Source organism: Kitasatospora sp. NPDC087271 (assembly GCF_044744605.1).
Taxonomy (GTDB): Bacteria; Actinomycetota; Actinomycetes; order Streptomycetales; family Streptomycetaceae; genus Kitasatospora.
The window spans coordinates 395,399-420,606 of sequence record NZ_JBIUYQ010000001.1; the positions used below are offsets into that span (position 1 = coordinate 395,399).

The following is a 25,208-nucleotide window of genomic DNA, read 5'->3' on the forward strand; positions in this document are numbered from 1 at the left end:
ACTCCCCTCGCCCGCACCCCGGGGCCCGTGCCCCCAGAGCCCGCACCCCGTCATGCCCGCACGACCGGAGGAACACCGCAGATGACCGACACCGTCCACGACCCGGCGCCGGCCCACCCGGCGGACGAGCCGCGCTGCCCGTACGGGTACGACCAGCTCCCGGACCCCGTACCGCTGTACGGCCCCGCGTACAAGAGCGACCCGTACCCGCTCTACCGGCGGATGCGCGAGGCCGGGCCGGTGCACCGGGTGGAGTTCCCGAGCGGCATCCACGCCTGGCTGGTCACCGGCTACCAGGCCGCCCACGAGGCCCTCAACGACCCCCGGTTCGGCAAGAACCACGCGCTGGGTAACGAGAACTGGCGCAAGCTGGCGTCGATCATGCCGGAGCCGCAGCACTCCCAGTTGCAGGTCCACCTGCTGCACCAGGACCCGCCCAAGCACACCACGATGCGCAGGCTCGTCCTGGACGCCTTCGCGCCGCGCCGGGTGGAGTCGTTGCGCCCGCGCTTCCGGGAGCTGGCCGACGCACTGGTCGACGAACTGCCCGAGGCCGGCGGCGCCGACCTGGTGGCCGGCTTCGCGGCACACTTCCCGTTCCGGGTGCTCGCCGAAGTGATCGGTCTGCCGGCCGAGTTGGCGATGCGCTTCGACCGCGACTGGGGCAAGGTCGTGCAGCCCGTCGGCCCGCACGACCCGGGTCGCCCGGCGTACGAGGCGCGGCTGCGCGGCCTCCAGACGTACATCGCCGACGTCGTCGCCCACAAGCGCGCCGGGAACCCCGCCGATGATCACGACCGGCACGACCCGGCCACGGCCGGCGCCGACCTGCTGGGCCGCCTCGTCGCCGCCCACGACGCGGGCGAGTTGAGCCGCGAGGAACTCGACTCCATGGTGTTCCAGCTGCTGGTCGCGGGCCAGGAGCCGGTCACCAACCAGATCACCACCATGCTGATCACCCTGCTGCGCCACCCCGACCAGCTCGCCCGGCTGCGCGGCTCCCTCTCCGAGGGGCCCGCCCACGACCCCGGCCTGCTGGCCCGCGCGGTGGAGGAACTGCTGCGCCACGACGCCGCGTTCGAGCTCACCACCTGGCGTTTCCTCGCCGAGGACGGAGACCTGTTCGGGACCACCGTCCCGGCCGGCGACTCGGTGATCGTCTCGCTGTGTGCCGCCAACCGGGACGAGACGCGGTTCCCGGACGCGGACCGCCTCGACCTCGACCGCACGCCCAACGCCCATCTCGCCTTCGGCCACGGCATCCACTACTGCCCCGGCGCCGCCCTGGCCCGGGCCGAACTCCAGACCGCCATCGCCACCCTGCTCACCCGGCTGCCCGGGCTGCGCCCGTCCGAGGCCCCCGGCGAGGGCCTGGACTCCCTCGCCTGGATCCCCGCCGTCCTGGCGCGCGGGGTCAACCGGCTGCCCGTCGGCTATGACCGGCGGGTCTGAGCCGGGGCCCTCGGCCACCGCACGAACACTTCTCGGCCGCCCGCCGACGTCCACCCGGCGTCCGCTCCACGCCCGCACCACCTTCCACGGAGGACCACCATGCCGCCCGCCGGCACCGTTTCCACCCGCCACCACCACACCGCACCCGGGCCCACACCCGCGCCCGAGCCCGCGAACACCGGGGGCGGCGCCGACCCGCAGTCCGACCCGCAGTCCGCCGCGCGGCTCGCCGCCCGGATCCTCGGCCTGCTGCTGCCGCACCGCCGCGCCTCCGACCCGGGGCTGGACGCCAGGCCCGAGCATTTCCCGTTCCAGATAGCCCAGTTGACGGACTTCATCACCGCCGGCGACCCGATCCTGTTCACCCTGCCCGGCTTCCCCTGCAAGTCACCGAATCCCGCGAAGGTGCTCAGTCACCTGCCCGACGAGGGCGAGCGACTGTCGCTCACCTTCCTCGACGGGCTCTGCGCGGAGATCAGCGGGTACTACGAGCCCGGCGCGCGGATCCTGATCTGCTCGGACGGCCACATCTTCGGCGACCTTGTCCACGTCCCCGACGACCACATCGACGAGTACTCCGACGAGTTGACGGCGATGATCGCACGCGAGGACCTCTCCCACCTCGCCACCTTCGACCTGCGGGACGTCCTCGGCGACCTGCCGTACGACGACAAACGCGCCCGGGTGCACGCCCAGTACGCGCCGAGCGTCGAGGAGTTGCGCGAGCTGGTGCTGACGGACGAGGAGACCCTGCGGCTCTACCGCGGCATCACCCGCTTCCTGACCGACGACACCGTCGGCTTCACCGGCACCCGCTCCGCCCTGCAACGCGACTGCCGCCGCCGCGCGTACGGGGTGATCCAGCGCAGCCGCGCCTGGGGCGAGTTGATCGCCGAGCAGCACCCCCGGTCGGTCCGGCTCTCCATCCACCCGCAACCGGCGGGCGCGCCGAAGTTCGGCATCCGGCTACTGGAGGCCGCCGACGCCTGGATGACGCCCTGGCACTCATCGGTACTCCACCGTGCCGACGGGGACTGGGAGTTGCTGCGCAGCGAGGACGCCGCGCAGCGCGGCCGGCTGGTCGAACTCGACGGCCGGCCGAGCCACTACGAGGCGTTCTGACGCGCGGGCCCCACCTCGGCAGCCTGCACCCCCTCGACCCCCGCCCCACCAGCGTCCGCCCCGGCCCCGGCACCCTCCACCGGGGCCGGGGCGGTCGGGACGGCCGGCGTGCGGTGGTCGAAGGCGATCAACGGGTCGCCGGTGAGCGGGTGTTCCACCACCGCGGCCCGGACGCCGAAAACCTCGGCCAGCAGCTCCGCGGTCAGCACCTCGCGCGGCGCCCCGGAGGCCACCAGGGCGCCGCGGTGCAGGACGTGCAGCCGGTCGCAGACGGAGGCGGCGGCGTTGAGGTCGTGCAGCGCGACCAGGGTGGTGCGGCGCTGGTCCCGCAGCAGGGCGAGGAGTTCGACCTGGTGGCGGACGTCCAGGTGGTTCGTCGGCTCGTCCAGCACCAGGACGTCGGGCTGCTGGGCGAGCGCGCGGGCCAGCAGCACCCGTTGCCGTTCGCCCCCGGACAGTTGGGCGAAGCGGCGGTCGGCGGCGTCCGCCATGCCGACGCGTGCCAGCGCGTCGGCGGTGATCCGGTGGTCCTCGGCGTCGTCGGCGGCGAACGACCGCTTGTAGGGGGTTCGGCCCATCGCGACCACTTCGCGGACGCTCAACTCGAAGTCCCCGCCCCGCTCCTGCGGCAGCGCGGCGATGTGCCGGGCGGACTGCGCGGGGCGCAGCCCGGCCAGGTCGCGCCCGGCCAGCAGCACCCGCCCGGCGCTGGGCCGCAGGTGCCGGTAGACGGTGCGCAGCAGGCTGGACTTGCCGCTGCCGTTGGGCCCGACCAGGCCGGCGATCTCCCCCTCCTCGGCGACCAGGTGGACGCCGGCCACCACCGCCCGCCCGGACAGGGTGACGCTCAGGTCCTCGACGGCGATCCTCACGTGCGCTCCAGTCGTCGGTCCAGCAGGTAGAGCAGGGTGGGGGCGCCGAGGACGGCGGTGACCACGCCGATCGGCAGTTCCTGGCCGTCCAGCGCGGTGCGGGCCACGGTGTCGACCACGACCAGCAGCAGCGCGCCGGTGAGCGCGGACAGCGGCAGCAGGCGCCGGTGGTCGCCGCCGACGAGCAGACGGCAGACGTGCGGCACCATCAGTCCGACGAAGCCGATCGCGCCGGAGACCGCGACCAGCACGCCGGTCAGCACGCTGGTGACGACGAAGACCTCCCGGCGCAGCCGGGTGACGTCCACGCCGAGCCCGGCGGCCGTCTCGTCGCCCATGAGCATCGCGTTGAGCCCGCGGGCACGGGCCTGGAGCAGGGCCAATCCGAGCGCCACCGCGACGGCGGGGACGGCGAGTTGGGCCCATACGGCGCCGCCGAGACTGCCCATCAGCCAGAACAGCACGCCACGGGTCTGCTGCTCGTCGCGGGTCTGCAGGACGAGGTAGCTGGTGATGCCGCCGAGGAACTGGGCGATGGCGATGCCCGCGAGGACCAGGCGCAGCGGGGAGAAGCCGCCGCCGCGCCGGGCCGCCAGCCAGACCAGGGAGAACGCGGCGAGCGCGCCGGCGAAGGCCGCCAGGGAGACGGTGAGGCCGAGCGCGCTGCCGAAGGCGAGGTCGAGGCCGAGCGAGGTGCCGAGGACGATCGCGGCGACCGCCCCGAGGGAGGCGCCGGAGGAGATGCCGAGCAGGTAGGGGTCGGCGAGCGGGTTGCGGACCAGGGCCTGCACGGCCGTGCCGACCAGGCCGAGCCCGGCCCCGACCATCGCCGCCAGCAGGGCGCGCGGGACGCGCAGCTGCCAGACGATGAGGTCGCGGGTGCCGGGTTCGGGGGCCCGCCCGGTGAGGTGGTGGGCGACCACCGACCAGACCTCGCCGGGCGGGATGTCCACCGCGCCGAACGACACGGCGGCGGTCAGCGCGAGCACCAGGGCGGCGGTCAGCGCGACGGCCAGCGGCCCGGCCCGCAGGGTGCGGGCCGGGCGGGGCTCGTCGCGCCGTTCGGCGGAGACGGCCGACGTCACCGGCTACTGCCCGTTCTTGACGAGGTCGGGGTGGACGGTGGCGGCGATCTGCCGGACGGCGTCGGCGTTGCGCACGCCCGCGATGGTGGTGACCTCGGAGCCGAGCCGCACGAAGTGGCCCTCCTGGACGGCCTTCAGACCCTGGGTCGCGGGAAAGCCACGCAGGAACGCCTCGGCGTCGTCGAAGGCCTTGCGGGTGGCCTCCTCGCTGCCCCGGTTGCGGACGGCGAGCTGGATCCAGTCCGGGTTCTTGGCGACGACGTCCTCCCAGGAGCCGGGCTTGAAGTCGGCGTCGCAGTCGGCGAACACGTTGCGGGCGCCGGCCTGGGTGATCACCGCGTTGGCGACCTGCCGGCCGCAGACCGCCACCGGCTGCTTGGTGCCGGCGTCGAAGTCGAAGACGAAGTAGCCGGGCCGCTGCGCCTCCGCGACGCCGGCGAGGGCGGTGCGCACCTCGCCGATCTGCTTCTCCATCCCGGTGACGAGTTCCTCCGCACGGGCGGCCGTGCCGGTGACCGCGCCGAGGCGGCGGATGTCGTTCTCGACCCCGGACAGGTCGGTGCGCGGCGCCTTGGCGGCCTTGGGGGTGCCGGCGCAGGCGGTCGAGAGGAGGTAGACGTGCTGGATGCCGGCCGCCGCGAACTCCTCCTCGCTGGGCCCGGTGGCGCCGCCGCCCATCATCGGCATCGCGCCGAAGGTGTCGACGTACAGGTCGGCGCCGGAGCCGAGCAGCTTCTCCTTGGGGATGGCCTTGTCGCCGAGCACCGGCACCTTGGCGCCCTGTTCGGCCAGGGCCGGCGGGAGAGTGCCCTTGCCGGGCGGGAAGCCGGTGCCGATCACCCGGTCGCCCGCGCCGAGTTGGAGCAGTATCTCCAGGGCGGCGGCGTTGCTGGTGACGATCTTGGCGGGGGCCTTGGCGATGGTGGACTCGCGGTCCGCGCAGTCGGCCACCTTGACGGGGTAGCCGCCGGCCGGGGCGGTCTGGGCGGCGCCGGCCGCGCCGCGCTCTCCGCCTCCCCCGCCGCCGTTTGCGGCGCCGTTTCCGGCGCCGCTTCCGCAGGCCGTGGCGAACAGGGCGACGGCGGCCGCGATTCCGCAGACAACGCGAGGGCGCATGACAATTCTCCTGGTCGGTGATCGTGCTCGGGGCCCGTCCTGCGAACCCGGACCAGGTAGTCGGCCGGACCGTCCGGGGGGTTCCCGGGGATTTCCGCACCGCCCGGCTCCCGTTCACCCGCCGGCCGCTGCCCGTTCGCCGCCCGTCCGCGAACCCCCGGCGTAGGGTGGCCGGATGGCCGATCCCACCGTCCTGCGGGACGATCTCGACCTCCCCGTCCGGTTCGGCCCGCGCCCGCCGCGCCGGGTGGTGTCGTTGGTGCCGTCACTGACCGAGGCGGTCGCCGCCACCGCACCCGGGCTGCTGGTCGGCGCCACCGACTGGTGCAGCCATCCGGCCGACCTGGCGGTCACCAGGATCGGCGGCACCAAGAACCCGGACGTGCCGGGCATCCTCGCCCTCGCCCCGGACCTCGTCCTCGCCAACGACGAGGAGAACCGGCGCCCCGACCTGGACGCGCTGCGGGCGGCCGGCCTGCCGGTCTGGGTCACCGACATCCGCACCCTGGACGACGCGTTCCGCTCGCTCGACCGGCTGCTCACCGCCGCCTGCGCGCTCCCGCGCCCGGACTGGCTGGACCGGGCCGAGGCAGCGTGGGCCCGGGTCCGGCTCCCGCCGGACGGCCCGCGGGCGATCGTTCCGGTCTGGCGCCGCCCGTGGATGGTTCTGGGCCGCGACACCTTCGCCGGGGACCTGCTGCGCCACCTCGGCCTCCGGCTCGTCCACGCCGGGCACGCCGAGCGCTACCCCGCCATCCCGCTGCCCGAACTGCTCGCCTGCCGACCCGGGTTGGTGGTCCTCCCGGACGAGCCGTACCGCTTCACGGCACAGGACGGCCCCGAGGCGTTCCCCGGCGTCCCGGCGGCGCTGGTCAGCGGACGCCACCTGACCTGGTACGGACCGTCCCTGGTGACGGCGCCGACGGTCCTCGCGCACGCGTTGAACCACCCGTTCGTACGGGGCTCGAACGGCACATCGTAGGATGACCGCCACTCACCGGGACCGCCGGTGACGAGTGGGGGGAACCACAGTGGCAGTCAGCGCATCCCGGAGAGCACTGGTCATGGTGTCGGCCGCAGCAGTCTCGACGGCCGTCCTGGCCGGCTGCGGCACCAAGCACGCCGACAACCACCAGAACAGCGCGCCGGACACCACGGCGGTCGCCGCCACCGGGACGCCGACCGAGACGCCGAGTGCGAGCCCGTCCGCGACCGCCACCCCGACGCCGACCGCCTCCCCGACGGCCAGCGCCTCCCACAGCCCGAACCCGTCCGCGAGCAAGTCCAGCAAGCCCGCCCCGACCACCCCGGCCCCGACCGCCACCAAGCCCGGCGCCCCGAGCAGCCCGCCCGCCGCTCCCACCACACCGCCCCCGGTCGCCAAGCCCGCCGTCGTGGCCCCCGTGCCCGTCGCCAAGCCCGGCCCGGTCGCTCCCCCGCCGCCGCCCGCGCCGCCGACCCCGCACGTCCCGCCGCTGCAGAGCAGCTGCCAGCCCAGCAAGCCCCAGCCCGACGAGCCCAAGGAGGCCGTCGGCGCGGCCCTCGCCACCGCCGCCGGCCAGGCCCGCACGCTCAACCTCAGCAGCGGCGGCACCGACAAGCTCCCGCCGCTGCCCGTCAACCTGGTCAAGGCGATCGCCTGGCAGGAGAGCGGCTGGCAGTCCGGCATCCTCGCCTGCGACGGCGGGATCGGCACCATGCAGATCATGCCGAACACGATCAGCTGGATGAACAGCAAGTTCGGCACCACCTCCGACGCGAAGACCCTCCCCGGGAACGTCCAGCTCGGCACCCAGCTGCTCGACTGGCTGGTCGCCTACTACGGCGACTCCTCCTTCGACGGCAAGTACGACCTCTCCCCCGACCCGGCCACCGGCAAGACGCCGCTGCTCGACCTCGTCATCTCCGCGTACAACGCCGGGGCGGGCAACGTGCACTACAACACCGTCACCGACCCGGCCACCGGCCAGGTCGTCGGCAGCCTGGTCATCCCCAACCCGGGGTACGTGGCCAACGTCAAGGCGCTGATGACCGGCCAGCCGTGGACCAAGACCGGCTGACAAACCCCCGAACCCGAGCGGGACGGCGGAAGGGCCCGGAACGCGATCTCGCGTCCCGGGCCCTTCGCCGTTGTTCCCCGCTGGTACGTCAGCCCCGCGCGGCGGTGACGGCGGCGCCCAGCGCCTCCTTGATCCGCGGCCCGAGGCGGGCGAAGCCCAGCTCCTTCATCGCCGCCCGCAGCAGTTCCTCCTCCGTACGCTTCACACCGTCACCGTCCACCCACCGGACGACGGCGAGCAGCTCGTCGGCCGAGTAGGCGGTCACGGGCCGGCCGGGCGTGAAGTCCGGCTTCTCGGGCCGGCCGGCGGCGACGGGCGCGGGCTCGACGACCTCGACGACCTCGGCCACCGGCTCCGCAACGGCGGCGGGCTCAGCAACCGGCTCGACCTCGGCCACCGGCTCGTCGGCCTCTGCCACGGGAACCTCGACCACCTCGACCTCGGCGACCGTCTCGGGCTCCGCAGCCGACTCCACCTCAGCCACCGGCTCCGCAACGGCGACAGCAGGCGCCTCCTCGACGGCCTCGGCCTCAGCCACCGGCTGCACGTCCTCAATGGCCTCGGTCGCTTCAACCGACTCCACGACGACAGCGGCGGGCGCGTCCTCGACGGCCTCAGCCTCGACCACCGGCTTTACGACAACGGCAGGCTCAGCAACCGGCTCAGCCTCGACCACCGGCTCCACGACAGCGGCGGGCTCAGCAACCGGCTCGACCTCGGCCACGGGAACCTCGACCGCGTCGACCTCGGCAACCGTCTCAGGCTCCGCAGCTTCCTCGACCTCGGCCACCAGCTCCGCAACGGCGACGGCGGGCGCCTCCTCGACGGCCTCGACCTCGGCCACGGGAACCTCGACCGCGTCGACCTCGGCAACCGTCTCAGGCTCCGCAGCCGGCTCGATCGTCTCCGGCTCGACGACGGGCGTGTCCTCCAGGAGCGGAGCTTCCTCCGCAAGCTCGACCTCGGTCTTGGCGTCGGCCACGGCCTCGACAGCGGAAACCTCGACGGCGGCCTCGGCCTCCGTGGTTTCCGCGGCCTCCGCCAGGGCGGCGGTCGCGGCGGCCACGAGGTCGTCGGCGGCCGGGGACGGTGCCGGGAGGGAGACCACGACAGCGGACGGGGCTTCCTCCGTCACCTCCTCCTCGGCTGCCTCGGCCGTCTCGACCACGGCCTCAGCCTCGCCCGAGTCTGCTTCCGCTTCCGCGTCCGCGTCGGTCACCGTCTCCTCGACCGAAGCCGGAACCGGAACCGAAGCCGGAACCTCGACGGCGCTGCCCTCCCCCGCGAGCCCATCACGCTGGCCGCCGGCCAGGGCCTGGCGGGCGGCGAACGCGGCTTCGGCGGCGCGGCGGTCGGCCCGGGCGGCGGCGAGTTCGGTGAGCAGGTCGCCGAGGCCGGCTTCCTCCAGGGTGGTGCGCAGCCCGCGGATGGTGGGCAGGCGGTAGAGCGTGCCCTCGTCCGCGGCGAGCCGCTCGACGAGGTCGACGAGCTCGGCGAAGGCCAGCCCGTCGAGGTCGTGGTCGGGGAGCAGCCGGGCGAGGCCGCGCAGTCCGGTGTTGATCGCCTCGAAGGCCTGGGCGGTCCGCTCGACCAGGGCGCCGTCGGCGGGGACGACCGGCAGGGTGCCGGCGGGGGCGAGGGCGGCCCAGGCGCGGCGCTCGACCTCGGCGGAGGCGAGTGCCTCGTGCAGGTCCTCGCGGCGGATGCGGCGGTCGGCGGCGAGGGCCGTGGCCTGCTTGCGCAGGGAGCGGGCGCGCAGCCAGGAGAGCTTGACGCCGTTCTCGCGGCGCCAGGTGCCGTCCGCGGTGGCGGCGGCGAGGGCGCCGAGGTCGGCGTCGTAGGCGGCGGTGGTGAGGGTGGCGGAGGTGCGGTGGACGCGCTGGAGCATCTCGACGAGGAGTGCGGCCTTGGCGACGGTGTCGGGTTCGTCGAGCTTGGCGTCGGCGGCGAGGACGGTGACGGCGTCCCAGGTCTGGCGGAGGTCGCGGCCACGCAGTTCGGCGAGGGCGGTGGAGCCGGCCCGGGCGTCCTCGGGGGTGGCGACGGTGTCGACGGCCGCGTACCAGGCGTGGGTGTCGGCGGTGAGGGTGAAGGCCCCGAGTTCGGCGTAGCGGCCGAGGTCCTCGCGGAGGTCGGTCTCCGCCGTGGTGGCCTTGGCGTCCTGGGGGTCCTTGACGTCTGCGGCGTCGGCGACGTCCGCCGGGTCGGCTGCGTCGGCGTTGCGCGAGTGAAGCACTGTCATGTGAGGTCCGGTTCTGGGCGACGACGGCGGGGCTGGCGGCGAGGGGGCGGCGGACCGGTTGCGCGGGGTGCCCCGGGGGCGGGGCTGGGGGGCGCGCGGGCGGGCCGCCGGTTGTGGACGCCCAGAATACGGGTGCCCGTTCGAGCCTTGCACGCACCCACCGCCCGACGGGCCGGTGTCGTGTGCCATACCCCCCGCCTGGCCGCTACCCGGGAGGGCCGCACGGGTGGTGCGACGTTGGGCCGGACGGGTACTGGGGCCCGTGGCCGTCGGGCCGGGCGGGCCGGGCGGGCGGGGCCCCCGGGCGGGCCCCGGGCCGCCGCGGCCGGTCCAGCGGGACGGCGCGGAGCCGTCGGCCGAGGGGTGGGCGGTATCCGGCGCGGCCGAGGGAGGCGAGGTCGACCGGCGCGAGGTACTCGTGGAGCGCGGTGCGGTGCCACCATGCGCCGGTTTCCCGCAGTTCGCGCCAACTGGTGAACCGGTAGAGGTAGAGGGTCGCCCGGACGTGGGTCGGCGGGGTGCCGGGAAAGGGGTTGTGGCGCAGCAGGCGGAGCGTGGCGGGATCGCCGGCGAGCAGGCGCGCGACGAAGGGCAGGAACCAGGGGCGGGCGTAGGCGGGTGAGATGCCGGCGAACCACATCAGCCAGTCGAGCCGCAGGTGGTAGGGGGCGTACTGGCGCGGGAGACGGCGCACGTCGCCGGGTTTGCCCTTGAAGCCGTACTCGTGCCAGACGGTGTGCGGGGTGAGGGTCGGTTCGTCGGTGCCTTCGACGACGACCTCCTGGCGGATGCGGCTGATGCTGCCGAAGGCGCCGTAGGTGTTGACGAGGTGCAGCCGGTTGAAGGAGCGGTTCATGGCCTGGCGGCGGGAGACGAGGTTGCGGACCGGCCAGTAGCTCAGGACGGCGACGGCCGCGGTCAGGGCGATCACCAGCGCCTCGAACCAGACGGGCGCGGCGGGGTGGACGCGGGCGTGGACGGGCAGTCCGACGCGGGCCGGGTCGACGGCGGCGAGGGCGAGCGTGATCGTGAGCCAGTTGAGCCAGGCGAAGTTGCCCGAGGCGATCAGCCACAGCTGGGTGGCGACGACGGCGCAGGCGGCGTAGCTCGCGACCGGCTGCGGGAGGAGGAGTCCGACGGGGACGACGAGTTGGACGAAGTGGTTGGCGGCGACCTCGACGCGGTGCAGCGGGTCGGGCAGGTGGTGGAAGAACCAGCTGAGCGGCCCGGGCATGGGCTGGGTCTCGTGGTGGTAGCGCAGGCAGGTGAGGTCGCGCCAGCAGCGGTCACCGCGCAGTTTGATCAGTCCGGCGCCGAACTCGACCCGGAAGACCAGCCAGCGCATCAGCCAGAGCACCAGGGTGGGCGGCGCGGTGTCGGCGTTGCCGAGGAAGGCGGCGAGGAAGCCGGCTTCGAGCAGCAGCGACTCCCAGCCGAAGGAGTACCAGGTCTGTCCGACGTTGACGATCGAGAGGTAGAGCCCCCAGAGCACCGCCCACAGCAGGACGGACGCCCAGAGCGGGACGGCGTCACCGAGTCCGGCGGTCACGGCGGCGGCGAGCGCGGCGCCGCTCCAGGCGACGGCGGCGAAGAAGCGGTCGCTGTAGTGGAGGTGGAACAGTCCGGGCGCGTGGCGGAACGGGACCCGGGCGGTGAAGCGGGGCACCGGCAGCATGCCGTCGCTGCCGATGAGGGCGCGGAACTGTGCGGCGGCGGCGAGGAATCCGATCAGGTAGAGGCCGGCGAGCAGGCGTTGGACGAGCAGTCGGCTCAGCCAGTGGTCGGGGGCGGCGAACCAGTCCATGCGGCCCATGCCTACCATCGGCGGCCGCCGGGCGGGACGCGGCCGGGGTGCGGGCGGGGACGGTTCACCCGCTCGGGCCCGCACCCGGACGGCACCGTGGCGGGGAGCCTCTCCTCGGGGGTGAGAGGCGCCCCGCCACGGTGGTGGGTGGTGCGCGGTGGTGCGGATCGGCGGGCGGTGGTGCGGATCGGGACGGCGACGCCGCACGCGGACGGCGGGTCGGCGGCTCAGTTCGGCAGGACGAGTCCGGACTCCCCGGCGATGCCCGGGCGGCCGACGGGGGTGGCGCCGTTCTGTTGGAGCCGGTCGACCAGCAGGGCGGCCAGCGTGCCGAGTTCCTCCTCCGTGCGGGACTGCGCGGTGACGTCCATGCCGACGGTGAGGACACCGTTGACCTGGCCGGTGCGCGCGGCCCGCAACGGGGTGCAGGTGAAGCTGAAGACCTGCTGGCCGCGCTGGGCGTCGGGGCGGCCTGACTGGATCCGGACGTCGTTGAGGACGGTGCTGCGCCCGGTGTGGTAGGCCTCGACGATGGCCTGCTGGAGGCCGGCGGCGCCGAGCTGCGGGTAGGCCAGGCCGATCGCGCCGTACGCCACCGGGGCGCCGAAGGTGTCGGCGTGCTGGGCGTTGGCGTAGCGGATCTCCTGACCGGGGCCGTCGGTCAGCATGATGGGGAACGGGGAGCCGTCGAAGGCGGCGAACATCTCCTGCTGCTGGGCGAGCAGGTTGTCGCGCAGCCGGATCTCGGAGAGCAGCGCCTCGGCGAGGTGCTGGATGTCGCGCAGCCGCTCGCGCCCCCACTGCCGGGGTTCCCGGTCGAGGACGCAGACGGTGCCGATGACGGTGTTGGTGTCGTCGACGAGCGGGGCGCCGAGGTAGGCGCGCACGCCCAGTTCGTCGACGACCGGGTTCCCGGAGAACCGGGGGTAGGCGAGGATGTCGTCGAGCGCGAGGGGGGAGCGCTGGGCGACGACGTGCGGGCAGAAACCGTGACTCAGCGGCATCTGACGGGTGGGCAGGTCGAAGGCGATGCCCCGATCGGCCCAGGAAGCGCCGTCGTCGACCGCGACGTCGTTCGAGTTTGGCGGAATGTAGAGCCCCCGGAACATCTGGCGCTCGTCGTTGATGAAGTTGACCATCGCGATGGGAGCGCGGGTGATGCTGGCAGCCAGGTGGGCGAAGCGGTCGAAGGCCTCGTCCGCGGACGGTTCGTTGAGACCAAGGCTGCGCAGCCTGCGGGTCCGCTCGGACTCCCCGGCGGCACCCGGGAACTGGCCTTGAGTGCTCATCACATCAGTCATGGCGCACATGTAATCAGACATCCGGGCGGTTCGGTGCTCCCGGTCCGGCTCATCGCCGTTGCTGATGGACAGTCAAAGCCGCATGTGAGCGGCCGCTCAGCAGGTTGCCGCGGCGGGTCAAGATCACTTCCCACTCAGAGCCATGGCAAAACTCCTCAGCGTAAGGACGGGCCGATTTCCGCCAATTCAAGATCGACTCTGGGTCAGCACAGGAGGCCCATACGACAATGAGCCCTGCCGAAGACACGGGCGGCATTCCCAACCCCTGGGAAGCCGCCCCGAGTTCCGCATGCACCGATTGCGACGGGGCAGTCGGCCGCCACCACCTCGAACCCCCACTCATCCCCGGGGAGCGGCTGGAGCGACTTCGACAGCACGGACGGAGGCACGGCACATCCACTGACACGAGAGGACCCCAGCATGGCGATGGACTACTTCACCGACGAGCGCCACGAGAGTCTCCGAGCGGAGGTCCGGGAGTTCGCGGAGAAGGAGGTACGCCCGCACGTGGCCCGAATGGAGGCCGAACGGACCGTCGAGTTCGAACTGTCGCGGGAGATCGCCCGGCGGGGCTGGATCGGGGTGACCATTCCGCGCGAATTCGGCGGACTGGGGCTGGGACACCTCGCCAAGACCGTCATCGTGGAGGAACTCGCCCGGGTCAGCGGCGCCATGGGCGCGGTGGCACAGGCCTCACAGCTCGGTGTCGCCAAGGTCATCCACTTCGGCTCGGACGTCCAGCGGCGCAAGTGGCTGCCGAGGTTCGCCTCCGGCGAGTCGCTGCCGACCATCGCCGTCACGGAGCCGGAGTGCGGCGGCCACGTGCTCGGCATGTCCGGCACCGCCCGCCGCGAGGGCGACCAGTACGTGCTCAACGGCCGCAAGTGGTTCGTCGGCAACTCCCACATCGGCGACGTGCACGGCGTGGTCCTCCGCACCGGCGAGGGCAGCAGGGGCCTGTCCGCGTTCCTGGTCGAGAGCGAGCGCCCCGGCTTCCGCGTCGGCGAACTCGGCTCGCAGAGCGGCCTGCACGGCTTCAGCTTCGGCGAGATCGTCTTCGAGGACTGCCGCATCCCCGTCGGCAACCGGCTGGGCCTGGAGGGCCAGGGCCTGGACGTCGCCTACTCCTCCTCCACCCTCTACGGCCGGCTCAACCTCGCCGCCGTCGCGCTCGGGATCCACACCGCGATCGTCGAGGACACCGCGCGCTTCGCCGAGGAGCGGGTGCTCTACGGCAAGCCGATCAGCCGCCTGCCCAACATCGCGCTGAAGCTCGGCGAGATGCAGTCCAGGCTGATGACCGCCAAGCTGGCCGCCTACCACGCCTCGCACCTGCTCGACCACGGCAAGGCCTGCGATGCCGAGCTGATGAACGCCAAACTCATCAACACCGAGTACGCGCTGGACTCCGCGCGCAACGCCATGGAGATCCACGCCGCCCGGGGCCTGCAAACCGAGTTCAGCATCGAGCGCTACCTGCGCGACGCCACCCACGTCTACCCGCCGGCCGGGACCTCGGACGTCCAGCGGCTGCGGCTCGGCCAGGTCGCCTGCGGCACCTACGGCAAGCAGTGGTCGGCGGAGCTGTCCGACCTGGCGAGCTGGGCGTGGACCGAACTGTCCCAGCGGGAGGCCGCCGTGGAGCTTCAGGCCATCGGCGGCGGGCAGGTGGTACCGATACCGCTGGCGGGCTGAACCGGCGCTGCGCACCGACGGACCGGCGGACCTGTACACCGACCGACCGACGGACCTGCGCACCGGCGGACCGGGCTGTCGGACCGGGCTGTCGGACGAGGGCGAACGTTCGGCGCGGCGGTGAATTGACCTGTTCCTGACGACTCTCCGGGAGGTTCTCCCGGCCCCCGGAGAGTCGTCCGCGCACCGTCCAAGCGCCGCCCGCGGCCGACGTGAGCTGCGACGTTCCGCCGGCGGACACTCCTTCCGGGCGCCTCCGCCATCGCCATCACCCGTCCACATATCGTCAGTTGATGTTGCGATGAGGGCACTTGGGACTGATACCGTTCCTGCCGTCGGCGGCCGTGCTGCACCCCCGCCCGGGCGATGACACCGCGTCACCCCGTCCGGCCACCCCGGCCGTGGCGCCCTGAAGCCCCGGCCGGACCTCGTTCAGGCCGACCAGCCGTTCGGCCCAGCGACTCGGCCCTGCACCAAGGAATCAGATGCCAGGCATATCGGCCCCCCGCACGGCCCACCGCGCCGGCCGGTCCGGCTCGCTCCGCAGCTCGCTCCTCGCCCTCGTCCTGGTCCCCAGCCTGGGCCTAGCCGCCGCCTGGGGCTACGCCGCCTACCTGCTGCGCGGCGCCGAACACCGCACCGCCGTGATCGCCGGAAGCGCCGTCGTCGCCCTGGTCCTGCTGATCAGCCTGGTCCACGGCATCCGGACCGCGCGAACCCTGTCCGCCCGCCTCGGCGCACTGCGCGCCGACACCCTCGCGCTCGCCCAGGACGAGATCCCCGAGGTCGTCGGACGGCTGCGCGCCGGGGAGCCCGTGCCCACACCGCCCGCCTGGTCGCCGTCCCGCCGGACCGGCGACGAGGTCCAGCAGACCTCCGACGGCCTCGCCGCCGTCCGCCAGGCAGCCGTCGCCGCCATCATCCACCAGGCCCAGGGCCGCGAGGGGACGAAGAAGGTCTTCCTCAACATCGCCCGCCGCACCCAGATCCTGATCCACCGGCAGATCAGCATGCTCGACGCCCTGGAACGCGAGCACGAGGAACCCGAGCTGCTGCGCGAACTGTTCGCGGTCGACCACCTCGCCACCCGGATGCGGCGCAACGCCGAGAACCTCGTCATCCTCGGCGGCGCCCTGCCCGCCCGGCGCTGGCGCAACGCCGTGCCCATGGTCAACGTGCTGCGCAGTGCCGTCTCCGAGACCGAGAACTACGCCCGCGTCGTCGTCCAGGGCGTGCCGCGCGCCTCACTCAGCGGACAGGCCGTCGCCGACGTCATCCACCTGATCGCCGAACTCATCGAGAACGGCACCACCTTCTCCCCGCCGTACACCCAGGTGCAGGTCTCCGCGCAGGAAGTCCCCAAGGGCCTGGCGGTCGAGGTCGAGGACCGCGGCCTCGGCATGGGCGAGGACGAGTACGAGCGGCTCAACGACTACCTGGCCAACCCGCCCGAGCTGGACGTCTCCGCCCTCGGCGACGACCTGCGCCTCGGCCTGTTCGTCGTCGCACGGCTGGCCGCCCGGCACGACATCCAGGTCACCCTGCGGCCCTCGCCCTACGGCGGCACCCGGGCCGTGGTGCTGGTGCCGTCGGTGCTGCTGGAGCAGGCCGAACAGCCGGCCGCCATGGCCGGGCTGCCGTCCGGCGCGCGGGTCACCCGGACCCCCGTCCCCGAGCCCCTGCGGGCGGCGGGCGGCAACGACCCCGGCAGTCCGGACGGGGGGCTGACCGGCGCGCTCGGCGGGCTGATCGGCACCGGACCGGGCGCTCCGGCGCCCGGGGCCGAGCCGGGTGCGCCCGGCGGGCCCGGCGGGCCCGGGGCTGGTGGTGTCGCCGGCGGCCTGGTGGCGCCTGGTTTCCCCGGCGTGCCTGGTGTTCCCGGAGCTCCTGGCGTGCCCGGTGCGGGTGGCAGCGGTGTGATCATCGGCGAACTGCTCGCCCAGTACCCCCTGGAGGGCGGCCCGGCCGGGGGAGCCGCCCCCGGCCCGGCCAACGGCGGTCTGCCGGTCGGTGCCGAGATACCCGGCCTGCCCGGGGCCGTGGTCGTCCCCCGGCCCGTTCTCCCGCGCCCGTACGAGGTCCCGTCCGACAGTTCGCCCGGTGAGCCGTCGGCCGACGGCCGTGCTGCGGACGTGCCGGCCGGAACCACGGCCGGGACCACGGCCGGGCCCTTCTACGGTGCCACCGCCGAGCCCCCTGCGCCCGCGCACGAACGCGCCCAGGAGGAACAGTTGCACCACGGACCGGACGGCGAACTGCGCACCCCGCGGGTCCTGCCGCAGCGGGTCCGCAACGCCAGCCTCGCCGAACAGCTCCGCGAGGCCCACGCTCCCGGCGCCATGCCGCCCCCCGTGGTCGGCCCGCCGACCCAGGCCGGGCCCTGGCACGGAGCCACCGGGGCCACCGGAGAAACCGGGGCCGCCAGGGCCGACGACCCGTCGCCACAGCGCTCCCGCACCACCATGGCCGCCATCCAGCGCGGCACCCGGACCGCCCGCGCGGCCGACCCCGACGCGCCGACCATCCCCACCGCCCGCCAGGCGCCCGCCGCGCCCAACTTCCCGGCCGCACCTTCCGCCGCCCGGGAAGCCTCCGCCGTTCAGGAAGCCAAGGAACAGCAGTGATGACGCAGCACACCGACACCCAGCGCGACCTCAACTGGCTGCTGGACCAGCTGGTGGCGCGGGTACCCGAGACCCGGCACGCCATCGTCCTCTCCGAGGACGGCCTGCTGGTCGGCATGTCCCAGGGTCTCGACCGGGCCGACGCCGAACACCTCTCCGCCGTCGCCTCCGGCCTGCAGAGCCTCGCCCGCGGCGCCGGCCACCGCTTCAACGGCGGCCGGGTCCGGCAGACCGTGGTCGAGATGGACCAGCTGTTCCTGTTCGTCACCACCGCCGGGCAGGGCGCCCGGCTCGCCGTCCTCACCAGCGAGCAGGTGGACGCCGGGCTGATGGCCTACGAGATCAACATGCTGGTCAAGCAGGTCGGCCAGTACCTCACCGCGGCGCCGCGCAGCGACGCAGGCCAGGCCGGCGCGGGCGGCGGTGCGTGACCGCCGACGCCGACGAGGCCTGGTTCTACGACAAGGACGCAGGCCATCTGGTCCGCCCCTACGCGATCACCAACGGGCGCACCGGCCCGGTCCGTGACGGATTCGCGCTGATCACCCTGGTGGTCACCTCCGACCCGAGCACCGACACCAGCCGGCTCACGCCCGAACCGGCCGCGATCCTCGACCTGTGCCGCGAACGCCCGCTGGCCGTGGCCGAGATCGCGGCCACCCTCGACCTGCCGGTCAGCGTCGTCAAGGTGCTGCTCGACGACCTCGCCGAGGCCCGGCTGATCCTCACCCGCGCCCCGGTCCAGCTCGCCGAGGCGCCGGACATCTCGCTGATCCAGGCCGTGATCGAGGGCGTCCGCCGGCTCTGACCCTGCGGACCCGACCGCCCCGCACCTCTCAGTCCCACTCCAGGAGACCCGAATTGACGACCCAGAGCCTGGTGCCGGGCGCGGTCAAGATCCTCGTCGCCGGCGGCTTCGGCGTCGGCAAGACCACCATGGTCGGCTCGGTCAGCGAGATCGAACCGCTGCAGACCGAGGAGCGGATGACCCGCGCCAGCATCGGGGTCGACAGCCTCGACGGCGTCCAGGGCAAGTCCACCACCACCGTGGCGATGGACTTCGGCCGGATCACCGTCCGCGAGGACCTGGTGCTCTACCTGTTCGGCACACCCGGCCAGTTCCGGTTCTGGTTCATGTGGGACGACCTCGCGCTCGGCGCCCTCGGGGCGATCGTCCTCGCCGACACCCGGCGGCTCGAATCCAGCTTCGCCGCCGTGGACTTCTTCGAGCAGCGCGGCATCCCGTTCGCGATCGGCGTCAACTGCTTCCACGGCCGCCGCGACGCCAGCCCCGAGGACGTCCGGCGCGCCCTCGACCTCGACCCCGAGGTCCCGATCGTGCTCTGCGACGTGCGGGAACGGGCGTCCAGCAAGGAGCTGCTGCTCGCCTTGCTCGACCAGGTGCACCGCAACGCCCTGTCCGCCGGGCGGCGTTGAGCGTCCGGTCCGCACGGGCTTGCCGGCTTGCCGGGGCCGGCGCCGACCTTGATGTCGGGGTCGGGGTCGGGGGCCAGGTCAGGGCCGGGGTTCAGGCGTTGGACGGGGTTCAGGCGTTGGACGGGGTTCAGGCGTTGGCCAGGGTTCAGGCGTTGGACGGAGTGCGGCCGGTGAGCCCGGCCGGGTCGTCGAGTCCGGAGAGCGCGTGGACCAGCGGTGCCAGCTCCGGCACCTCGGCGGACTGCGCCAGCGTCGCCTCCAGGGTGGCGTCGTGCACCGGGCGGGCGGCCGTCAGCAGGGCGCGGCCCTCCGGCGTCAGCTCGGTGTAGATCCCGCGCCGGTCGTCGGCGCAGAGGTAGCGGCTGAGCAGCCCACGGTCCTCCAGCCTGGTCACCAGGCGGGTCGTCGCGCTGCTGCTCAGCGCCGCGGCGCGGGCCAGCTGCTGCATCCGCATGTGCCACCCGTCCTGCCGCGACAGGGCGTCCAGCACCGTGTACTCGACCACCGAGAGCCGGTGCTCCGCCTGCAGCGCCTTCTCCAGCGCCGCGTCGATCAGCCCGTGCAGCGCGGCGAGAGTCCGCCAGCCACGGGCCCGGACCTCGGCCGCGTCGTCGCGGATACCCATAGCTCGCCTTCCCTTCCACGTCCCTGCACGTCTCGCGACGTCTTCCCTGCGACAAGTATGCCAGCCGACGCGGATTAGCTGTCTATGCAAATACTTTTGCTTATACCTCCCCCTGATGCCGGTCCAGAACGGGCTCCCCGGCCCAGGCGGCGGCGCAGAGCGCGGCGGCCAGCTCCTCCGCGTAGCAGGCGGCCGCCAGCCAGGACCCGGCAAAGGCGTCGTGGTCGTCCGGGACCACCCGGCCGAACACGTCGCGGCGCCGGTCGGCCGCGGCGGCCCGCAGGGCGTCCAGGAGCTCGGCGGCCGTCACCAGCCCGGCGGCGCGCAGCAGGCTCCCGTCGGCGGCCGCCGTGGCCGCGCTCGGGGCCAGGGCGTGGCGCCCGGTGGTGACCGCCTGCTCGACCCGGCGGCCGAGCACGTGGACGGGTGGACCGTACGGGGCCTCGCTCGGGAGACCGGCCGGGAAGCCGGGCCCGGCATCGGCGGGTGCGGCGGTCCGGAGGTCGGCGGTCCGGAGGTCCGCGGTCTGGAGGCGTTCGAGGCCGAGATTGACCCGGTCGGCCCGGTCCGCGGGGACGGCGAGCGAGGGAAGGCCGGGGACCTCGGGGACCGTCGAGGGCTCCGGGGGTGTGCCGATCGCGAGCAGGCGAAGCTCTGGCCGGTCCGATCGCTCCAGACGGCCGATCACCCGCAGCCGCAGGCCGGGCGCGGTGGCGAGCAGTGCGAGGTTCGCCCGGAAGGCCAGCCCCGGGTGCTCGTGCCCCGTGCACAGACCGACCACCAAGCCGCCGTCGGCACCGTCGGCACCGCCCTCGCAGCGCGCCAGCAGCCTCGGCGCCCCGCCCGGGCCGGCCGGAGCCGGGCCCAGCAGAGTCACGTCCAGGAACAGCAGGTCGCTCCCGGCCGGACGGCCCTCGTACGGCAGCGGCTCCGCCGCGAGCGCCCGCGCCACCTGGGCGGCCGCCGGTTCGGCCCAGAGCGCGGCCACCGGCTCCGCCGTCCACGCCGCGCCCGCCGCCCGAACCGCCCGGACGGAAGCACCCGCGCCCAGCCGCCCGGCGGCGGACCGGGTGGCGCCCTGGACGGCCAGCCCGGCACGGCTGAACTCCCGGTGGCTGAGCGGGGCCTCCCCCAGCCGGACCGTCCGGTTGCCCGCACCGACCGCCTGCGGGGCCGCGGCCGCCACGTCACCGTGCGGCATCACCTCGGCCACCGTGCTGAGCCGCCCCCCGGCGTCCACCGCCCAACTCACCACTCCCGCATGCGTGGCCGTCAGCACCGGCTCGGCGAACAGCCCGTACAGCCGCAACCCGCCCTCCTCGCCGTACGCCTGGCGAGCGGTGCCGCGCAGCTCGGCGACCGGGCCGCAGCCGGTGCTCAGAGCGGTGGTCAGGTCCAGCAGCTCACGCAGACCGGCCACCAGGTCCGCCAGCCGGTGGTCCGGCGCCCCGGACCGGGCCGCGCGCACCCTCGTCACCACCGCGACCGCCGCCGCGGCCGGGCGGTACAACCCCGCCAGCCGCGCCCGGTGGGCCGCCCGCAGCAGCTCGGCCTGCGCGACCGCCCCCGCGCCGCTCACCCCGGCGGCCAGCACGGCACACCCGGCCCGGTGGAGGTGGCGGGCCGCCGCCACCTCCACCGGGGTGGGCCCGGCCTCGGGCTGCGCCTCCTCCGAGGACGCTGGGGCGACCTCGGTCGGCGTGACCTCCTCGGTCTCCTCGGCCAGCTCGGCCAGTTCGGCCAACGGGCAGAGCGTGACCGCAGCGGCCCGGTGCACGCAGGCCGGGGCCAGCAGGCAGCCGCAGCGCACGTCGGCCGCATCCGCGACCACCGCGCCCGGGGCGTGCAGCACGAGCGCCGTCTCCTCATCCACCTCCACCCGCCACTCGTCACCGCAACGGATCACCGGCCGCTCCGCCAGCTTCGCCGCCGCGCCGTCCAGCCGCTTCTGCAACCGGGCGCTCAACCCGGCCACCACCTCCGCGACCACCTCCGGCCGGACCACCGGCCAGCCGCTCGTCCGCTCCGTCACACTCATCGCACCTTCTCCCCCACCCAGCGGGCCAGTTCCAGCGGGCTCAACGCCGCCACGGGCATGCCGGCCGCGACCAGCTGGCCCGCGACCGCCTTCGAATAGCGGGCCGTCCCCGTGTCGTCCAGCGCCGCGCAGCCGAGCAGGTGCACACCGGAATCCACCAGTGCCCGGGTCTGGGCCAGCAGGCCGCCCACCGGACCGCCCTCCTCGAAGTCGCTGACCACCACGACCAGCGTCCGGGACGGCACCGTCACCAGCTTCCGCGCGTACCGCAGGCCGCCCGCGATGCTGGTGCCACCACCGATCCGCACCTCCAGCAGCACACTCAGCGGATCCTCCACCCGCTCGGTCAGGTCGACGATCTCGGTGGAGAACGCCACGAAGTGGGTGCTGAGCGAAGGCACTCCGGCCAGGATCGACGCCGTCAGCGCCGCCCAGACCGTCGACGCCTCCATCGACCCGGAGACGTCCACGACCAGGATCAGCCGCCAGTCGGCCGACTGCCGGGCCCTGGTCCGGAACACCGGGCGCTCGGGCACGATGAGTGTGCCGCCGTCCCCCGACGGGCGGGCCGTGGCGAGATTGGCGCGAATGGTCCGGTCCAGGTCCAGTCCGCCACCCGGCCGACGCGTCGGACGCGGCACGCTGATCCCGGTCAGCGCCGGACGCAGCCTGGTCGCCAACGCGCTCGTCAGCTCGTCCACCAGACGCCGCACCAGCGGACGCAGCCGCGCCACCCTCGCCTCCGGCAGGCCGCCCGCATGCTCCAGCACCGTGCGCAGCAAGTCGACCGACGGGCGGACGGCGCCCGGCTCGATCGCCTCCAGGACGTCCGTCCGGCCCTGCGCCACGGCGGCCGCCAGCACCTCCTCCCGGACGCCCGGCCCGAACAGCGCCGACAGTTCCTCGGCCCACTCCCGCACCCCCGGGAAGGGCGCCTCGCGGCCTCCTCGCCCGGACCGCCCGTCCAGGCCCGGGCCGGAGCCCTCGCCTCGCCCGCTGCCGTACAACTCGTCCAGGGCGGTGGCGAGTCGGGCGCAACGCCCGTTCAGGCCACCGCTGCCGGGGCGGCCGAGGAGCAGCCGCCAGCGCTCGGCCGGGGCGAGGGCGTGCCGCGTGGCGACGGGTGCGGAAGGGAGAGGGTCGACGTGGTGCGGAGGCTCGGGCACCGGGTCGTCCCCGGGCGCCGGCAGCAGGCCGCGCCGGGCCAGCGCCGCGCGGGCGGCCAGATCCGCGCGGACCCAGCCGGCCACCACCGCCGGTGGGACGTCCTCGGGCAGGCTCGCGAGCCGGGTGCCCAGGCGTTCCTCGACCAGGACCAGCAACCGGTCCCGGGCGGCCGGACTGAGCGTGTCGAAGCCGCCGCGCAGCGCCGGCAGCCGGTCCAGGAAGGCGGCGTCGGGCAGCGAGGTGATCCGCTCCAGCACGGGCTCCAGCGCCTCCGGCGCGGCGGCGAACAGCCCCTCCGCCGCCGTCAGCAGGCCGACCAGCCCCCGACCGAGCGCGTGCCGGGCCTCCGGACCGGTCGCCCCGTCCACCCACGAAGCCGCCCGCCCGCCCAGCACCTCCGCCCGCTCCCGGCCCACCAGCACCCGCACCGCTCCGGCCGCACCTCGCACCAACGGACTCCCCCGGTCCGCAAGTTCGGCCAGCACGTGCCCCAGCCGCAACCCGCCGTCCAGGTCCGCCCGCCGCGCCAGCTCCACCAGCGCCCGCGCATCCGCCGGATCGTCCGACCCGCCCAGCCCCTCCAACTGCCGTACGGCTGCCACGGTCAACACCTCGCCCACCGCCCCCAACCGCCCCGCCCGCACGGCCGACGACCCGCACGCATCGGGTGCATCGGGCAAGGGTGCGGAGCCGTCGGAGCCGTCGGGGGTGTCGGGTGAGGGGTATCCCGGGAGGTGGCCGGCGGCGAGGCGGTCGAGGAGGGCCAGGGCGTCGAGGAGTTCGGGGAGGGTGCCGGAGGACGGGAGGACGGCGGCGAGTTGGGTGAGGCGGGTGTCGGCGAGGGCCGGGAGGCCGCAGGCGGCCGCGTCGGTGAGGCCTTGGAGGACCTCGCGGGCGGTGGGACCGTCGGCCTGCTGTTCTCGGCGGAGGCGTTCGCGCAGGGTGCCTTCGGCGGCCTGCGCGGGAGTGACGCCTCGGGTGCCCGCGACGGTGAGCATCGCGGCAGTGGCCGGGGTCCAGTGGAGGCTCCAGCGCGTGCCGATGGTTTCGGTGCCGCCCGCGCCGGTGGTGGTGACGGGGTCGGCGTAGGGGACCCCGCAGGTGGTGAGGCGGTGGAGGAGGATCTCGCGGCGGCGGTCGAGGGGGGTGCGCAGCGGGTCGAGGCGGAGTTCGCGGGGCTCGGGGTCGGCGGGGCCGGGGAGGCCGAGGTCGGCGAGGAGGGTTTCGACGGCGGGGGCGAGCCCGCTGCGCGGGGCCGCGGGGGTGGCGCGGCCGGTTCGGGTGCCGACCAGGACGCGTTCGAGCGCCCGGGCGACGGCCCGGCCGCGGCCGAGGGGTTCGCCTTGGGCGAGGACGGTCTGGACGGCTTCGACGAGTTCGCCGCGGCCGGGGGCCGCGTGGCCGCGCAGGCGGGCGAGGTCTCCGGCGAGGCGGACGATCTCGCGGGCGTCGGCCGGGCCGGAGGGGTGGTCCTGGCTGCGCAGTGCCTCGCAGATCCGGACGGCGGTGGTGGTGAGTGCCCGGGTGAGGCGGTCGGGGTCGCCGCCGGCGTCGAGGACGGTGTGCTGCCACTCGGGATCGCGGATGCCCGCCGGATAGCCAGAGCGGGCGTCGAGCAGCGGGTACGTGTAGGGGATCAGGGAGAGGGCGTGCCCGAGGTCGTCCGGGTGCGGCGGTTCCTCGGTGGCGGCGGGCCCGTCGAGCAGGGCGGGCGCGTGGAAGGCACCGACGACGACGGCGACCCGGCGCCCGTCGGCCGCCGCGGCCTGGATCCGGGCCCGCATCCAGGCTTCGCGCCGCAGGTCGTACGGGTCGACGCCGGAGCCGGTCTCGGCGTCGCGGCGCAGCGCCCAGCCGACCAGCAGGGCGGCGCGCCGGACGGCGTCGGGGGTGGAGCCGGGGGCTGCGGTCTCGACGAGGCGGTCCCACAGGTCGTCGTCAAAGGCGCGCCCGGTGAGGCGGTGGCGCAGCGCGTCGGCGACGCCGGGGGTGCCCGGGGCGTCGGCGACGGGCTGTCGTTCCCCGCGGAGCGTGGTGCGGTGGGCGAGCGGGAGGTCGCAGGCGAGCGTCTCGACGCCGTTGCGCCGGGCCCAGCGCAGGGCGACCAGCTCCGGGGAGAAGTCGGCGAACGGGTAGAAGGCGAGCCGGCCGGGGCCGGAATCGGCCGCGGTGCCCCGACCGCCCTCGCGGCCGGCCGGGGCGGCCGCGAGGGCGACGGGGGCCTGAGTGGCCTCGTCCGCCAGCCAGCCGAGCCAGGGCTGGAACTCGGCGGGGAGCTCGACCAGCACCACCTCGGGCTTGGCGGCGTTGAGCAGCGCGGGGAGGACCGCGCTGAGCGACGGCGCATGGTGCCGCACGCCGATCAGGTAGGGCCCGGGCCGGCCGGTGCCGGAGGCCGCCAGCTGGTCGGCCGCGGCCCGGACGGCCTGGCGCGGGTCGCCCAAGCCGCCCAAGCCGTCCAAGCCGTCCAGGTGGTCAGGACCGAACGGACGGGCGGGGCCGTCCTGGTGGTCGCGGCCGGCCTGGCGATCAGGGCTGGCCGGGGCGGGCGTCACCGTGCTGGTCATC

18 protein-coding genes are annotated in these 25,208 nt (G+C 74.6%); 9 read left to right on the plus strand and 9 right to left on the minus strand.

The features are described from left to right. The first annotated feature begins 81 nt into the window (after positions 1 to 81). Entirely contained in the window at positions 82 to 1,452 is a 1,371-nt protein-coding gene (locus ACIO9K_RS01735; RefSeq protein ID WP_400326041.1) for a cytochrome P450, read from the plus strand. Between the two features lie 99 nt (positions 1,453 to 1,551). Then, a complete protein-coding gene (locus ACIO9K_RS01740; RefSeq protein ID WP_363616501.1) occupies positions 1,552 to 2,574 on the plus strand; it encodes an isocyanide synthase family protein in 1,023 nt (340 codons plus the stop codon). Here ACIO9K_RS01740 and ACIO9K_RS01745 read toward each other — a convergent pair. The 3 genes from ACIO9K_RS01745 to ACIO9K_RS01755 are packed head-to-tail and all read right to left on the minus strand — an operon-like array spanning position 2,559 to position 5,647. Continuing rightward, positions 2,559 to 3,446: an ABC transporter ATP-binding protein gene (locus ACIO9K_RS01745; RefSeq protein ID WP_363616499.1), complete on the minus strand. Its 888-nt coding sequence runs from the start codon at positions 3,444 to 3,446 to the stop codon at positions 2,559 to 2,561. The two genes, ACIO9K_RS01740 and ACIO9K_RS01745, sit on opposite strands and share 16 nt — an antisense overlap. Beyond that, the gene (locus ACIO9K_RS01750; protein WP_363616497.1) at positions 3,443 to 4,531 is read right to left on the minus strand and encodes an iron ABC transporter permease; all 1,089 of its coding nucleotides are present in this window, start codon (positions 4,529 to 4,531) and stop codon (positions 3,443 to 3,445) included. Before ACIO9K_RS01750 ends, ACIO9K_RS01745 begins: the two co-directional genes overlap by 4 nt. A gap of 3 nt (positions 4,532 to 4,534) precedes the next feature. Beyond that, positions 4,535 to 5,647 carry an ABC transporter substrate-binding protein gene (locus ACIO9K_RS01755; RefSeq protein WP_363616495.1) on the minus strand — a complete coding sequence of 371 codons (1,113 nt, stop codon included), beginning with the start codon at positions 5,645 to 5,647 and terminating at the stop codon, positions 4,535 to 4,537. A gap of 175 nt (positions 5,648 to 5,822) precedes the next feature. Between ACIO9K_RS01755 and ACIO9K_RS01760 the strand changes: the two genes are divergently transcribed. Beyond that, positions 5,823 to 6,629: a helical backbone metal receptor gene (locus ACIO9K_RS01760; protein WP_400326046.1), complete on the plus strand. Its 807-nt coding sequence runs from the start codon at positions 5,823 to 5,825 to the stop codon at positions 6,627 to 6,629. A 49-nt stretch (positions 6,630 to 6,678) separates the two neighbouring features. After that, entirely contained in the window at positions 6,679 to 7,707 is a 1,029-nt protein-coding gene (locus ACIO9K_RS01765; protein WP_363579549.1) for a transglycosylase SLT domain-containing protein, read from the plus strand. 88 nt (positions 7,708 to 7,795) lie between these two features. Here the strand turns inward: ACIO9K_RS01765 and ACIO9K_RS01770 are convergent, their stop codons facing one another. The 3 genes from ACIO9K_RS01770 to ACIO9K_RS01780 all read right to left on the minus strand — a co-directional run bounded on the left by ACIO9K_RS01770 (position 7,796) and on the right by ACIO9K_RS01780 (position 13,054). Beyond that, positions 7,796 to 9,949 (minus strand): hypothetical protein, encoded by a 2,154-nt coding sequence (locus ACIO9K_RS01770; RefSeq protein WP_400326050.1) that lies wholly within the window; start codon positions 9,947 to 9,949, stop codon positions 7,796 to 7,798. Between the two features lie 205 nt (positions 9,950 to 10,154). Continuing rightward, positions 10,155 to 11,753 (minus strand): lipase maturation factor family protein, encoded by a 1,599-nt coding sequence (locus ACIO9K_RS01775; protein WP_400326636.1) that lies wholly within the window; start codon positions 11,751 to 11,753, stop codon positions 10,155 to 10,157. A gap of 227 nt (positions 11,754 to 11,980) precedes the next feature. Continuing rightward, on the minus strand, positions 11,981 to 13,054 hold the full coding sequence (locus ACIO9K_RS01780) for a GAF domain-containing protein (RefSeq protein WP_363579553.1): 1,074 nt from the start codon (positions 13,052 to 13,054) through the stop codon (positions 11,981 to 11,983). Positions 13,055 to 13,474: 420 nt separating this feature from the next. Between ACIO9K_RS01780 and ACIO9K_RS01785 the strand changes: the two genes are divergently transcribed. From ACIO9K_RS01785 to ACIO9K_RS01805, 5 genes are all read left to right on the plus strand, one after another. After that, positions 13,475 to 14,749: an acyl-CoA dehydrogenase family protein gene (locus ACIO9K_RS01785; protein WP_400326053.1), complete on the plus strand. Its 1,275-nt coding sequence runs from the start codon at positions 13,475 to 13,477 to the stop codon at positions 14,747 to 14,749. Between the two features lie 485 nt (positions 14,750 to 15,234). Next, complete coding sequence (locus tag ACIO9K_RS01790; protein WP_400326056.1) at positions 15,235 to 17,373, plus strand: ATP-binding protein; 2,139 nt, start codon at positions 15,235 to 15,237, stop codon at positions 17,371 to 17,373. After that, positions 17,373 to 17,804, plus strand: coding sequence for a roadblock/LC7 domain-containing protein (locus tag ACIO9K_RS01795; RefSeq protein WP_360205186.1), 432 nt, complete (start codon positions 17,373 to 17,375; stop codon positions 17,802 to 17,804). Before ACIO9K_RS01790 ends, ACIO9K_RS01795 begins: the two co-directional genes overlap by 1 nt. Further along, entirely contained in the window at positions 17,801 to 18,181 is a 381-nt protein-coding gene (locus ACIO9K_RS01800; protein ID WP_400326060.1) for a DUF742 domain-containing protein, read from the plus strand. The genes ACIO9K_RS01795 and ACIO9K_RS01800 overlap by 4 nt, the downstream gene beginning before the upstream one ends. A 53-nt stretch (positions 18,182 to 18,234) precedes the next feature. After that, positions 18,235 to 18,810 (plus strand): ATP/GTP-binding protein, encoded by a 576-nt coding sequence (locus tag ACIO9K_RS01805; RefSeq protein WP_363579559.1) that lies wholly within the window; start codon positions 18,235 to 18,237, stop codon positions 18,808 to 18,810. 145 nt (positions 18,811 to 18,955) lie between these two features. On the opposite strand, the gene ACIO9K_RS01810 is transcribed toward ACIO9K_RS01805, so the two are convergent. From ACIO9K_RS01810 to ACIO9K_RS01820, 3 genes are all read right to left on the minus strand, one after another. After that, on the minus strand, positions 18,956 to 19,435 hold the full coding sequence (locus tag ACIO9K_RS01810) for a MarR family transcriptional regulator (RefSeq protein ID WP_363616485.1): 480 nt from the start codon (positions 19,433 to 19,435) through the stop codon (positions 18,956 to 18,958). 100 nt (positions 19,436 to 19,535) lie between these two features. Further along, positions 19,536 to 21,473, minus strand: a complete 1,938-nt coding sequence (locus ACIO9K_RS01815) for a hypothetical protein (RefSeq protein WP_400326063.1) — start codon at positions 21,471 to 21,473, stop codon at positions 19,536 to 19,538. Continuing rightward, a complete protein-coding gene (locus ACIO9K_RS01820) occupies positions 21,470 to 25,207 on the minus strand; it encodes a DUF5682 family protein (protein ID WP_400326066.1) in 3,738 nt (1,245 codons plus the stop codon). Before ACIO9K_RS01820 ends, ACIO9K_RS01815 begins: the two co-directional genes overlap by 4 nt. Position 25,208: the final 1 nt, after the last annotated feature.